Below are 13,389 nucleotides of genomic sequence, written 5' to 3'. Positions count from 1 at the left end.
TCCATTGGAAAAGACGGATGCAACGGCGGAGGGTCGACGATGGGACCTGTTCATGTGGTCGGCGCGGTGGTCATCGACGGATCGGGGCGCGATCCCAGCAGCCTCGATCTCACGATCGAGCACGGCCGTATCACCCGACTCGGCGGTTCCGGCGCGTACGGCGAGCGTCTCGATGCCGAGGGATTGACGATGACGCCCGGCCTGATCGACGCTCACGTCCACCTGGGCGTGTCGAGCCCGATCCAGCCGCACTTCTCGTTTCGGATCAGCGCCGCCGAGATCGCGGCGGACATCTTCGCCACGGCCGGCGCGGCGCTCGACGCCGGCTTCACCACGGTTCGCGACACCGGCGGGATCGACGGCGGTGTCGTCACCGCGATCGCGAAGGGCAAGGTCAGAGGGCCGCGCGTCCTGTCGTGCGGACCTGTTCAGTGCCAGATCGGCGGGCACGGCTACTACGGAGCCGAATGGGAACCCACCGAACTGTGGAGCAGCCACCACATCCCGGGCCTGTGCGCCCTGTCGATGATGGCGGGTAACGCGGACGAGCTGCGGCACAACGTCCGCGAAGCCTTCCGTCGCGGAGCCTCCTTCCTGAAGCTCTGCGTCACCGGCGGCGTGGTGGGCGCGCATGACCGACTGTCCGACACCCAGTTCACCGTCGAAGAGATCGCTGTCGCGGTTCAGGAAGCCGCGGCGCGGAACACCTATGTGACCGTTCACGCCCACAACAACGAGGGCATACGCAATGCGGTCGAGGCCGGGGTGCGCTGTGTCGAGCACGGCACCAGCCTCGACGAATCCACAGCGGCCCTGATGGCCGCTCGCGAGGTTGCCCTCGTGCCCACGTTCGCCGTCGTCGAGCAACTGCTGCACGACACCGCCGGAGCCGGTCTCGCCGAGTCGACCCGCGACCGGGTCATGGGCGTACGCGAGCAGATGACGAAGGCGCTCGCTGCCGCCAAGCACGCAGGAGTACGGATCGGGCTGGGTTCCGATCTCATCGGTCCGGCCCAGGAGCGTCGCGGCAGAGAACTCAGCCTGCGCGCGGCCCTCGAGACGCCGATGGAAGCGCTCGTGGCGGCGACCCGGACCAACGCCGAGATCCTCGGCCTGTCCGGCCAGGTGGGTGTCATCACTCCCGGCGCGCAGGCAGACCTCGTCCTGTGGAACGGCAACCCGCTCCAAGACCCGGAACTGTTCTCCGACCCCACCAACGCCGTCCTCGTGATCCAGGCCGGCCGTATCGTAAAGGACCTCAGATGAGCACCATGTGGCAGGGCTGCCTTGCCCACACCGACTACTTCGAGATGCGCTCCAGCGGCGGGCACGACTACGGCGTCTGGGTCACCACGCCACCGCGCTACGACCCTGCCGCCGCGCCAGCGCCTGTCGTGTACGTGCTCGACGGCAACTGGGCCGTGGGCATGACCGCCCCGCTCATCGTCACGCAGCTGGACCCCATGCAGGCGATTCAGCCCTACATCCAAGTCAGCGTGGGCTACGCGGGCGAGGAAGCCGAGCACTGGGAGCGGCTGCGCAACCGCGACCTCGTGCCCCCCGGCGAGCCCATCGCGAAGGAGTTCACCGACGCGGTGGAGATGGGGGTCGAAGCGGGCACGATGACGCGCGAGCAAGCCGACGCCTACCTCGCTGAATTGAGCGGCAGCCGCGGGGACATGTTCCTGGACTTCCTCACCGACGACCTGCACCCGCGGATCGAACGCGACTACGGCACGGCCCCGAGCGGCCACGGCCTCTTCGGCTACTCCTACGGCGGACTCTTCAGCCTCTACGCCTGGCTCACCAAGAGCACCTTCTTCGAGAGCATCGGCGCGGGCAGCCCCGGCATTATCAATGAAGACAGCCAGGTCTTCACTCGACTTGAAGCCATGGGGGACACCCTGCCCGACACCAAACTGCACGTGACCTTCAACGACCGGGAGATCCTCGGAGACCTGGCGGTCTACCAGAATCTCACGAAGAACACGGCCACGTTCCTTCACCGCCTCACCTCACGCGGCGGATCCGTCACCAGCGCACTCATGCACGACACACACGTGACCGGGCTGCAGGCATCGTTCCTCAGCTACCTCAGGACCTGCCGCGCCCAGTAAGCCCGGACGCCGCAGCTCTCCTTTCGTCCCATGAAAGTCGACTTCTCTGGAGGTGTGCGGGTGGCCGAACGTGACATCGTCAGCACGACGCCCCCTGCCGTGGGTATCGCTGAAGCACTCAGGCGACGGCTGCCCGCCGGCCGGGTGGTGACTGATCCGGACATCGTCGCCGGCCTCTCGCACGACCAGGCGGTGTGGGCGCCTGTGGGCCGAGCGGTGGCGGTCGTGCGCGCCAAGAGCACCGATGAGGTCCAGACTGTGGTGCGTGCGTGCCTGGAGCAAGGAGTTCCGTTGGTTGCCCGCGGCGCCGGCACTGGATTGTCGGGCGGCGCCAATGCCGTCGAAGGAAGCGTGATCCTCGCGCTGGACGGCATGGATCGGGTGCTGGAGGTCGACGAGCTGGAGCGCCTCGCCGTCGTACAGCCCGGTGTGGTCAACGATGACCTCCGCGCCCACGTAGCGCCGCTCGGCCTGTGGTACCCGCCCGACCCTGCCAGTTCGCCCTGGTCGACCATCGGAGGAAACGTCGCGACGAACGCCGGCGGAGTCTGCTGCGTCAAGTACGGTGTCACCCGCGACTATGTCCTCGCTTTGGAGGTCGTGACCGGCACAGGCGAGGTGGTCCGGCTCGGGCGCCGTACGTCAAAGGGGGTCGCCGGCTACGACCTTGTGAGCCTCATGGTGGGTGCCGAGGGCACTCTTGGTGTCATCACCGAGATCACGGTCCGGCTACGACGCCTGCCTCCGGTCGGCGCGACCGCCGTCGGCTACTTCGACAACGTCGGGCAGGCCGGTGACGCGGTGCGGGCGACGGCTGCCGCAGGGCTGCGGCCGGCCGCGCTGGAACTCGTCGACCGGCACTGTCTGCGCGCGGTCGACGCCTGGAAGAACATGGGACTCTCCGCCGAGGCGGACGTTGTGCTCCTGGCCCGTTTCGACGATGACGGCCGCGCCGCCGAGGAAGACGCCCGCAAGATGGTCGACTGCTTCCGCGCCGCCGGCTCGACTTGGGCGGACCGGTCGGAGACAGAGGAAGAGGCCGAGATGCTCTTCGCGGCCCGCCGGCTGGCCTTCCCCGCGCTCGAGCGGCTGGGGCCGGTCCTCACGGAGGACGTCTGTGTGCCCATCGGGGCGGTGGCGGAGATGCTGGCCCGCATCGACCGGACCGCTAAGAGGCACCGGATCACCATCGCCAACATCGCGCACGTCGGCGACGGCAACTTGCACCCGCTGCTTGTGACGGAACATGGTGACGCGGCGGCTCAGGTCCGGGCCCGTGCGGCGTTCGACGACATCATCCTGGACGCCCTTGAATTGGGTGGCACGGTGACGGGTGAGCACGGTGTGGGACTGCTCAAGCGGCCAGGTCTCACCCGGGAACTCGGCCCAGCCGTCCTGCAGATGCATCGCGCGGTTAAGCATGCTCTTGACCCGGCCGGGATACTCAACCCCGGCAAAGTCTTCGGCCCCGCATGATCCCTTGGCGAAGTACGGGCTCCTGCTTCAGGGCCGTCGCATGCGGCCAGTGTGTGATTGCAAAGCCAGCACCTTCCGATCACCATGTCGACGCCGACCACCGCCCTCTGGTCGCGAAGCGCCTCGGGTACCACCCGCTGGATCAGATCCCCCAACACATCCGGCGCCAACCTGTGCCGCTCGAAAAGTCATCGCTGCACGTCATGCTGCATATCTGTACTCGTTGATGAGACCGCCGAGGATCCGGGTACGCAGGATTTTGTGAGTGTTGAGGTCATGCGCCGCGGCGGGGTGTTCGGGGGCGTCGGGTGGTAACTGGTTGCGCGCTTGGTGAGGGCGGTGCTCGTTGTAGTGCCGCTCGTAGGCCGCGAGGATGTGGTGGGCGTGGGCCTCGTTCATGATGAGGACGTGGTCGAGGGCTTCGCGTCGGATGCTGCCGATGATGCGTTCGCGGTGCGCGTTCATACGGGGGGCCCGTGGCGCACTTTTGAGGATCTCCATCTCCTCGGCCCGAAGGACGGCGTCGAAGGCCTCGCCGTACTTGCCATCGCGGTCGCGCAGCAAGAAGTGCAGGGACTCGATGCGTATGCCCAGGTCGGCGGTGAGATTCCGTGCCTGCTGCGCCGCCCAGTCCCGGGTCGGGTGGGCGGTGACCCCGGTGATGTGCAGTCGCCGGGTGCCGTGCCCGAGGAACGCCGGCGCGTACAGCCGCCTGCCGAGGGCGGTGTCGATGTGGAAGAAGTCTGCCGCGATGATGCCCTCGGCTTGCGCGGTCAGGGACTCGTGCCAGGTCGGGCCTGAGCGACGTGGCGCGGGGTCGATGCCGGCCGCGTTGAGGATCTCCCAGACCGTCGAGGCGGCGATCCGATGCCCGAGTCGGGCCAACTCTCCTTGGATCCGCCGGTGCCCCCACCTCGGATGCTCCCTCGCCAGCCGCAGGACGAGCTTCTTGACCGCTGCGGGGGTGGGCGGGCGTCCGGTGCGTCGGCGCGCGGTGTAGTCCCACTTCGCGGCGATGAACCGACGATGCCAGGCCAGCAGGGTGCCGGGAGTGACTGGGAAGACCTCATGCCAGTGACGCCGGGGTATCAGCCCGGACAGGGCGGCGAACCAGAACCGGTCGGCGGGCTCATAGCGGACCGGTCCGGTCAATTGGCGGCGCAGGACTGCGTTCTCGTGCCGTAGCACCAACAGTTCCGCGTCCTTCGCTGTCCCACGGCGGAGGAGTACCGATGGAACGGTCAGCAGCTTCCGGGTCACCTTGTACAACAAGGACACGATCATGCAAGGCATGATCCCAGCGAACTGACCGCACCCCGCTGAACTGCGGCGATGACTTTTCGAGCGGCACAGGCTCAACCGCGCGGACCCTCTACGTCATTCGTCGCGGTGATCCCAGGCGACGCGGAAGCCGGTGTTGCCGCCGGAGCTGTCCGGGGTGTTGCCGGTGCGGGCGGCCACGCGGTAACGGTTGCAGTAGGAGTCGTGGCACAGGTACGAGCCTCCGCGCATGACGCGGTTGGTGCCTTTCGCGCCGGATTCCGGGTGGTCGGTGGCCCACCGGTCCGCACACCACTCCCACACGTTCCCGGCGACGTTGTGGAGTCCGTAGCCGTTGGGCTCGTAGGCAGTGACCGGGGCGGTGCCGACGTAGCCGTCCTCGGCGGTGTTGTGGGAGGGGAAGCGGCCCTGCCAGATGTTGCAGCGGTGCTCGCCGCCCGGGGTCAGCTCGTCGCCCCAGGGGTAGCGGGCCTGCTCCAGGCCGCCCCGCGCGGCATACTCCCACTCCGCCTCGGTCGGCAGCCGCGCCCCCTCCCACGTGCAGAAGGCGACCGCGTCCGCCCAGGACACGTGCACCACCGGATGGTCCCCACGCCCGGACAGACCGCTGCCCGACCCCTCGGGCGCCGCCCAGTACGCCCCCCGCACCCCGCACCACCACGGTGTGATGTCAGGCCGGGGCGAAACCCGGCGCAGCTCGCCCGGCAGGAACTTGGCGAAGACGTACGACCAGCCGAACCGCTCGGCGTCGGTCTGGTACCCGGTCGCCTCCACGAATGCCGCGAACCGATCGTTCGTCACGCAATGCCTGTCGATCGCGAACGGTCCCACGGTCACTGCGCGAACCGGGCCCTCCCCGTCACCGGGGTTGGCGTCGGCGTCCTCGCTGCCCATGAGAAAGGTCCCGCCGGGCAGGCAGACCGCGTTATCGCGGGAGCCGCTGCCCCGAGCGGGGGCCGACGGGAGGTTCGCGGGAGAAGGCGGAGGTCCGGCGGGTCGGCCGGGTGGGCAGCAGCGCGGGGACATGCGGGCGTTACTTCCTTTCCGCGAGGCGTACGTCGGGGATGTGCGGGGCGTGCCACGAGACCCGGGTCGCGCCGCCCGTCGGCGCGAGACGTGCCTGAAGGTCCTCGGCCAGGGCCGCACGGCCGGTGTCCCGCAGATGCTGAGCGTACTGCCCGGGATCGTTGTAGTACGTGGGGCCGGTCTGCAGGGTGGTCTGCATCGGGTCGGGCAGGGCGCCGGGGCCGCCCGCGTACCGCGTCCACCACTCGGCCAGGTGCGAGCGCATCCGGTCGGCGAGCGCGGGTTCGTCCGCGAGCAGGTCGCGAGTGAGGTGCGGATCGGTGGTCACGTCGAACAGCGACTCCCACTCGGCGCGGAAGCACCCGGGGTGGTAGGTGCGGATGTAGAGGTGGTCGCGAGTGCGTACGGCCCGTTGGTAGGTGTGGGCGCCGTGCCCGAGGACGAGGTACTCCCGGGACCCGATCCGCTCGCCGCGCAGCGCCGGGGCGAAGGACTGGCCCTGCCAGCCCGGGGGTATCGGGATGCCGAGCAGGTCGCACAGAGTGGGGGCGTAGTCGATGTTGTAGAGCAGGGCGTCGCAGTGCCGGGCGTCGTCGGGAAGATCGTCGGTCACTCCGGGCCAGTACACCACCAGCGGGAGACGGTGGGTGGGCTCGTTGGCCAGGCCGTGTTCGGCGTAGGAGCCCTGCTCGCCGAGGGACTCGCCGTGGTCGGCGCTGACGATGATCGCGGTGTCGTCGGCGATACCCAGTTCCTCCAGTGTCCGCAGGAGTTCGCCGAAGTGGTGGTCCCAGTACATGACCGCGCCGTCGTAGCCGTCGGCGAGGAGTTCGAAGTCCTCACGGGTGCGGATGGCGTCGGGCATGGCGTGGGGCACGGCGGAGTCCCGCGGTCCTCGGAAGTAGTGCAGGTCAAGGGCGCTGCGTGGTCCGTAGACCTCAGCGTGGGCGTCGATGGCCGCCTGGTCCGGCCAGGCGGGGGCGGGGCCCGACTCGGCGGCCCGGCGCACCCACTCCGGACCGATGAGGTAGTCGGTGTGCGGTTCCCAGTAGGTCAGGTGCAGGTACCAGTCGTCCCTGTCGGCGTGGCGGCGGATCCAGTCCAGGGCGACCGCGTTGATCTCGTGTGCCTGCTCGTCGTTGATCTCGCCCGTGGCGCGGATGGCCTCGCGGAAGTTGCCGTGGAAGAAGTAGGCCCGGTGGCGCTCGGCGAACATGGACACCATCGCGGTGTACCAGCCGTGGTCCTGGAGTCGCTGGCCGAGCAGCGGGCGGTCCCGGTCGGGCCGGTGCCCGGAGTCGAGCCGGAAGCGGGCGGCCTCCCCGAAGTGTCCGATCACACCGTTGGTGATGCCGAACTGGCCGCTGGTCAGCGCGGTGCGCGAGGGCAGGCAGGGGGAGTCGGAGCAGTAGTAGCGGTCGAAGACCACGCCGCGGTCGGCGAGGCGCTGGAGGTTGGGAGTGGTGGGGCGGTGGTAGCCGTACGGCTGGGTGTGGTCGGCGCGCAGGGTGTCGACGTCGATGTAGATGATGCGCATAGGGGTCCTCCGGCGGGGTCGGGGCGGCGGGTGGTCAGGCCGGCGTGGGCGGCGGTGGGGCCGGGGCGGCCAGGGCCACCGGAGGGAAACGCGGGTCGGTGGCGGCCGGGATGATGTCCGCGGTCTCGACCTGCCAGCGCAGCAGGGCCTGTTCGAAGCGCCGCTCGGTCGCCGTGTGCTCCGGGCGGCCGGCCAGGTTGACCGTCTCGTGCGGGTCGTCGCGGCGGTGGTACAGCTCCGGGGGCTCGTACAGCCGCCATACGTAGGTCCAGTCCCGGTCCCGTACGGCCACGGCCTTGCCGACGAGGTGCGGCCGCTCGTGCTGGAGGTCGCCCTTGAGGTCGTAGGGGTAGGCCGGCCGCTCGAGCTGTGGTTCCTCCTCCTCGGCGAATCCGCCCTCGGTGAAGGCGTAGCGGCGGTGTTCGCGGCCGGGGTCGTGCAGGACGGGGACGAGGCTGCGGCCGAAGTGCCGGTGCGGGGCCGTGACACCGGCCAGCTCCAGGACGGTGGGCAGCACGTCGACCAGTTCCACCATGCCGTCGTGGCGCTGGCCTGCGGGCAGGCCCCCGCCGCTGACGATCAGCGGGTCGCGGGTGATGCAAGGGTCCATCCCGGAGGGCCACTTCTCGATCAGTCCGTAGTCGCCGAGGTACTCGCCGTGGTCGGCGAAGAACAGGCTGACGGTGCGATCGTCCGCTCCCGAGGCGCGCAGCGCGGCCTGGATCCGCCCGACGTGGTCGTCCAGCCGGGAGACCATGCCGTGGTAGACGGCGGCGACCTCCCGCCACATCTCGGGGCTCACCCGGTCCAGCCCGTACTTTCGCCGGATCGCCTCCTTGAAGCCGGGCTCGGGGCCGCCGGAGGGAGGAACGGGGGCGGGTACGGCCGCGCGGTCGTGCAGGGAGAACCAGGGTTCCTCGGCCTGGAACGGGCAGTGCGGGGCGAACAGCGGTACGAACAGTACCCAGGGTCCGGACGGCGGCTCGGCCAGCCACCGTTCGGCGGTGCGCACCGCCGCTTCGTCGTGGTCGGTCAGCCCGTCCCGCTCGATCCGGCCGCGGTAGAAGACGCGGGCCCATGTGTCGGAGGGGAAGTCCTTGTTGAAGCCGGGCCGAGTCTGCTTCTCGGACAGGCCGTACTCGTGCGCGCTCAGCTCGGTCACGCCCGGCGCCAAGGCGTCGCCACGGGTGCCGGCCCAGGTGACGTGGTAGCCGGCGTCCTTCAGGATGCGCAGCAGGTTGGGCTCGTCCGGCTGGAGCAGGTGGGTGAGGGTTCGGTGGCCGCGTACGTGCGGGTACCAGCCGGTCAGGAACGACGCCCGGCTGGGCGAGCAGACGGGGTGCTGGACGTACGTCTGCTCGAAGACCGTGCCGCGTTCGGCGAGGGCGTCGATGTGCGGGGTGCGGGCGAGGTCGTTGCCGAAGCACCCCAGCGCGTCGGCGCGCAACTGGTCCGGGACGATGATCACGAAGTTGGGGGGTGTCATGACAGGTGGACCTCCTGGGTCAGGGGCGTGTCGTCGCTGGCGGTCCCGGCGTGCACCAGGAAGGCTCCGGGCTCGTGGCACCAGCTTTCGCCCTCCCAGTGGGCGAAGGCCCGGTCCGGGAGTTCGACGGCGACATCAGCGGATTTACCGGGGGCGAGGTGGACGGGCGTGAAACCGGCGAGCCAGCGCGCCGGGCGGTCCACGGCGCTGTCCGGCCGGGACACGTACACCTGCACGACCTGTTTGCCGGGGCGAGGACCGGAGTTGGTGACCCGAACCGTTGCGGTCAGACCGGCTCCCGGACGGATACGGGAGGGCACCGAGAGGTCGTCCAGCCGCCAGGTGGTGTACCCGAGGCCGTGGCCGAACGCGTACGCCGGGGTGCGGCCCGCGCGCAGCCACGCCCGATAGCCGATGTGCAGGCCCTCCTCGTAGACGAGGCGGCCGTCCACCGGGCGGGTGGACAGCACCGGGACGTCCTCCTCGGCGGCGGGCCAGGTGGTCGGCAGCCGTCCTCCCGGCTCTCGCACGCCCAGCAGCACATCGGCCAGCGCGGCCCCGAAGTCCTGGCCCGGGAACCATGTCAGCAGCACCGCCGCGACCTCGTTACGCCATGGCATCAGCACCGGGCTGCCGGCGTTGACGACCACGACGGTGCGCGGGTTGGCGGCGGCCACGGCGCGGACCAGGTCGTCCTGGCGGCCGGGCAGGGCGAGTGTGACGCGGTCGCGGCCCTCGCTCTCCGCCCGGCTGGTGGTGCCGACGACGACCACCGCGACCTGCGCGTGCCGGGCCTGCTCGGCCGCCCGCGCGATCTCCGCGTCCGGGTCGGGCACGACCGGCAGCAGGCCCAGGGACAGCACGACGGAACCGGTGCGGCTTGCCCCGGCCCGGGAGGCCAGGTCGTGCACGACCCTCAGCTCGACCTCCCGTCCGGCCTCCAGCCGTACGGAAGTGGAGGCGGTGGGCGGCACGAATACCTCCGCGACCAGGGCCTGTGCCCTGTCGGCGCGGAAGTCGGCCTCCATGACCGGCTCGCCGTCGAGGTGCAGGACAGTGTGCCCGGCGCCGGCCACGGCCAGTTCCGCCGGACCGTCCTGGTCGGGACGGTACCGGGTGGTCAGCTCCAGGGTGCGGGCGCCGGGCGGGGTGGTGCCGAACCACACCAGGTCGGTGGCGAACCGGTCCTCGCTGAAGACCTCTGCTCCGTGCGCGTCCAGGAACCGCGCCCGCAGCCCGGCGCCGCCGGTGAACGGGTTGGTGAGGGTGTGCGGGGGCAGCGGCACCGGCGCGTCCGGGACGGCGGTGCCGATGTCGTAACCGACGGCCACGCCCGGGAGCGCCGCCCGCAGCGCCTCGAGCGGCGAGGATGTCCCCGCCGGGACGACGGTCGCGCTGCCGCCGCCCTGGACACGCGGGGTGCGGGCGGCCGGGCCGCTGACCGCCACGGACCGCAGCTCCTGCGCGGCCCAGGGCAGACCACCGGGGACGTTGCGCACCAGCACCATGCCGGCGACGGCGGCCTCGCGGGGGAAGCTCTCCGGGATCCGCGGGGGCTCCTCCGGGGCCGGGTGCCCCTCCAGCGCCCCCACCCGGGAGGCCAGCCGCAGCAGCCGCCCCACCTTCTCGTCGACGGCCGCCTCGGATACCCGGCCCTCGCGGACGGCGGCGACCAGCCGGTCGCCCCAGGGCCCGTCCGGACCCGGCATCGCGAGGTCCTGCCGGGCGGCGGCACTGGCCTCGGTGGAACGGACCGCCGTCCAGTCCGAGACGACCACCCCGTCGAAGCCCCACTCGGTGCACAGGGGGTGCCGCAGCAGGTCGTTCTCGCTCATGGTCACGCCGCCCACCGCGTTGTACGCGGACATCATCGCCCACGTCCCGCCCTCGGTGACCGCCGTCTCGAAGGGCGCGAGGTAGACCTCGCGCAGGGTGCGCTCGTCCGCCCGGATGTCCACGGTGAGCCGGTCGGTCTCGGAGTCGTTGGCCACGTAGTGCTTGGGCACGGCCGCCACGCCGTGGTCCTGCAGGCCGCGGATGAATCCCGTGGCGAGCGCACCCGACAGGAACGGGTCCTCGGAGAAGCACTCGAAGTGCCGGCCGCCGAGCGGGCTGCGGTGCAGATTGATCGTGGGCCCGAGGACGGCGTGCACCCCCTTGGCCCGTGCCTCGCGGGCCAGCACTTCCCCGTACCGGTGCGCGAGGCCGGTGTCCCAGGTGGCGGCCAGGCAGGTGGCGGAGGGCAGGCTGAGGGACGGGGCCCGTTCGTCCCAGCGCTCACCGCGCACACCGGAGGGACCGTCGGACAGCAGCATCGAGTCCAGGCCGATGGCGGGTTCGGCATGGGTGCGCCAGAACGTCCCTCCGGTGAGCAGACGAACCTTGCCTTCCAGGGAGAGCGAGGCGACCAGTTTCGCCACCGGGTTGTCGTCGGTGAGCCGGGAGTCCGCGTTCGGGCGCGTCATCGTGGTCCTTGTCGTTCGGGAACGAGTGGGGGAAGCGAGGTGCGGGCGCCCGGCTACGGGACGCCCCCAGCCGCCGTCGGTTCCCCGAGGAAGTGGCAGGCCGGGCCGTGCGAGGCGAGGTCGGCGATGCCGGGTCTCGGTCTGCGCGCGGATGGTGTGTTCGGGGAGAGTCAGCGGGCCGATGGGGCAGCGGGTGCGGAACCGGCAGCCGGACGGCGGGTTCTTGGGGCTGGGCAGGTCGCCGCGCAGCACGATGCGCTCACGGGCGGCGCCGATAGCCGGGGCGGGGGAAGAGGACAGCAGGGACACGGTGCAGGGGTGGAGGGGGCCGGCGCAAAGCTGGTCCGCCGGACCCGTCTCGATGATCCGGCCGAGGTACATCACGGCCACCCGGTCGCTGATGCGCCGGACGGCGGCCACGTCGTGGGCGATGACCGGAGCCGGGCCAGGAACATGTGCTCGTTGGCCGGCGGGAACCGGTAGTCCGGCTCCTGCCCGTCTTCCGACCTCGCCCGCGTGCTCACCTCTCGTACACCCCCGTGGCCGGTCCTGGCAGCGCGACCTCGGGGAACCGCGGGTCGCGGTCCTCCGAGACGATGTCGGAGGTGGCGACCTGCCGGCGCAGCAGCTCGCGTTCGAAGTGCCGCTCGGTTTCGGCGTGCTCCGGGCGGCCTGCGAGGTTGACCGTCTCGTACGGGTCGTGGCCGCGGTGGTAGAGCTCCGGCGGCTCGTACAGCCGCCACACGTAGGTCCACTCCATGTCGCGCACGGCCACGGCCTTGCCGACAAGCCTCGGGTGCGTGCGCAGCAGCTCGCTCTTGATCTCGTAGGGGTAGGGCACCTGTTTCAGGACCGGCCCCTCATCCGCCAGGCCGCCGCCCTCGGTGACGGCGTACTCGCGGTGCTCGCGCGGGTCGCGCCCCGGGTCGCGCAGCACCGGCAGCAGGCTTCGGCCGAAGTGCTTGTGCGAGGCCTGGACCCCAGCCAGTTCGAGCACTGTCGGCAGCACGTCGACCAGCTCGGTCATGCCCTGGTACCGCTGTCCGGCGGGCAGACCGCCGCCGCTGATGATCAGCGGATCGCGGGTGATGCAGGAGTCCATCGAGGAGGGCCACTTCTCGATGAGTCCGAAGTCGCCCATGTATTCGCCGTGGTCGGAGAAGAAGAGGCTGACGGTGTCGTCGAAACAGCCCGAGGCGCGCAGCGCGGCCTGCATTCGGCCGACATGGTCGTCGAGCCGGGAGACCATGCCGTGGTAGACGGCGGTGACCTCGCGCCACATCTCCGGGGTGACGCGGTCGAGGCCGTACCGCTCGCGGATCAGTTCCTTGAAGCCGGGCTCGGCCGGCTGCGGCGGCACGGCGTCGGGGACGGCCTCGCGGTCGTGCAGGGAGAACCACGGCTCCTGCACCTGGAAGGGGGTGTGCGGGGAGAACAGCGGCACGTAGAGCACCCACGGCCGCTTCGGCGGCGCGGCCAGCCAGCGCTCGGCTGTCCGTACGGCCGCCTCGTCGTGGTCGATCAGCCCGTCGTCCGGAACCCGGCCCCGGTAGAACAGGCGGGCCGACACCTCGTCGGGGTACTCCTCGGGGCGCTGCTCCCGGGTGTGCTCCGCGCCCTCGGCGAAGCCGTACTCGTGGGCGCTCAGCTCGGTCACGCCCTGAGCGAAGTGGTCGCCGCGGGTGCCTGCCATGGCCACGTGGTAGCCGGCGTCCTTCAGGATGCGCAGCATCTCGGATGGTGTCATGCCGGTCGGACCTCGCGGGACAGGGGCAGCTCGTTGCTGCCGGCATCGGGGGGTGAATGAACCCGGCTCGTGGCGACGCCAGCCTCCCGGCTTGCCCGTCTCGCCCGGCTCCCAGCGCGCGAACGCCCGGGGCGATATGCCCACGGCGATGGCGGGCTCGGCGGCGGGGCTCCAGAAGCGCCCCCGGTGGGCGGGCGGAGCTTGTGCACCGGCGGCAGGGAGGCGATGAGCGTCTCCGCGCGTTCCGGCAGGTC

At 70.8% G+C, this 13,389-nt stretch carries 9 protein-coding genes and 1 pseudogene; 3 read left to right on the top strand and 7 right to left on the bottom strand.

Translation table 11 applies throughout. The annotated features are described in order from the left end of the window. The first annotated feature begins 39 nt into the window (after nucleotides 1-39). From ASC60_RS26210 to ASC60_RS26200, 3 genes are all read left to right on the top strand, one after another. The gene (locus tag ASC60_RS26210; protein WP_055555085.1) at nucleotides 40-1,266 is read left to right on the top strand and encodes an amidohydrolase family protein; all 1,227 of its coding nucleotides are present in this window, start codon (nucleotides 40-42) and stop codon (nucleotides 1,264-1,266) included. Beyond that, the gene (locus tag ASC60_RS26205) at nucleotides 1,263-2,117 is read left to right on the top strand and encodes an alpha/beta hydrolase (RefSeq protein WP_055555083.1); all 855 of its coding nucleotides are present in this window, start codon (nucleotides 1,263-1,265) and stop codon (nucleotides 2,115-2,117) included. The genes ASC60_RS26210 and ASC60_RS26205 overlap by 4 nt, the downstream gene beginning before the upstream one ends. A 105-nt stretch (nucleotides 2,118-2,222) precedes the next feature. Beyond that, nucleotides 2,223-3,593, top strand: a complete 1,371-nt coding sequence (locus ASC60_RS26200; RefSeq protein WP_370592970.1) for an FAD-binding oxidoreductase — start codon at nucleotides 2,223-2,225, stop codon at nucleotides 3,591-3,593. 201 nt (nucleotides 3,594-3,794) lie between these two features. Here ASC60_RS26200 and ASC60_RS26195 read toward each other — a convergent pair whose 3' ends face one another. The 7 genes and pseudogenes from ASC60_RS26195 to ASC60_RS26170 form a co-directional block, all read right to left on the bottom strand. After that, the gene (locus tag ASC60_RS26195; protein WP_055555081.1) at nucleotides 3,795-4,877 is read right to left on the bottom strand and encodes an integrase core domain-containing protein; all 1,083 of its coding nucleotides are present in this window, start codon (nucleotides 4,875-4,877) and stop codon (nucleotides 3,795-3,797) included. 93 nt (nucleotides 4,878-4,970) lie between these two features. Continuing rightward, nucleotides 4,971-5,900, bottom strand: a complete 930-nt coding sequence (locus ASC60_RS26190) for a formylglycine-generating enzyme family protein (protein WP_055555079.1) — start codon at nucleotides 5,898-5,900, stop codon at nucleotides 4,971-4,973. A 7-nt stretch (nucleotides 5,901-5,907) separates the two neighbouring features. After that, nucleotides 5,908-7,437, bottom strand: a complete 1,530-nt coding sequence (locus tag ASC60_RS26185) for a sulfatase (protein ID WP_055555078.1) — start codon at nucleotides 7,435-7,437, stop codon at nucleotides 5,908-5,910. A gap of 34 nt (nucleotides 7,438-7,471) precedes the next feature. Continuing rightward, nucleotides 7,472-8,923, bottom strand: coding sequence for a sulfatase-like hydrolase/transferase (locus ASC60_RS26180; RefSeq protein ID WP_055555076.1), 1,452 nt, complete (start codon nucleotides 8,921-8,923; stop codon nucleotides 7,472-7,474). After that, nucleotides 8,920-11,388: a glycoside hydrolase family 3 protein gene (locus ASC60_RS26175; RefSeq protein WP_055555074.1), complete on the bottom strand. Its 2,469-nt coding sequence runs from the start codon at nucleotides 11,386-11,388 to the stop codon at nucleotides 8,920-8,922. The genes ASC60_RS26180 and ASC60_RS26175 overlap by 4 nt, the downstream gene beginning before the upstream one ends. Before the next feature lie 192 nt (nucleotides 11,389-11,580). Continuing rightward, a pseudogene (locus ASC60_RS44170) lies at nucleotides 11,581-11,769 on the bottom strand (oligopeptide/dipeptide ABC transporter ATP-binding protein); the annotation flags it as partial. Nucleotides 11,770-11,908: 139 nt separating this feature from the next. After that, nucleotides 11,909-13,135 (bottom strand): sulfatase-like hydrolase/transferase, encoded by a 1,227-nt coding sequence (locus ASC60_RS26170; RefSeq protein ID WP_079038631.1) that lies wholly within the window; start codon nucleotides 13,133-13,135, stop codon nucleotides 11,909-11,911. Between the last annotated feature and the right edge of the window lie 254 nt (nucleotides 13,136-13,389).

The organism is Streptomyces sp. NBRC 110028, assembly GCF_001417735.1.
Taxonomy (GTDB): domain Bacteria; phylum Actinomycetota; class Actinomycetes; order Streptomycetales; family Streptomycetaceae; genus Streptomyces.
This window is presented reverse-complemented; position numbering and strand designations above follow the sequence as displayed.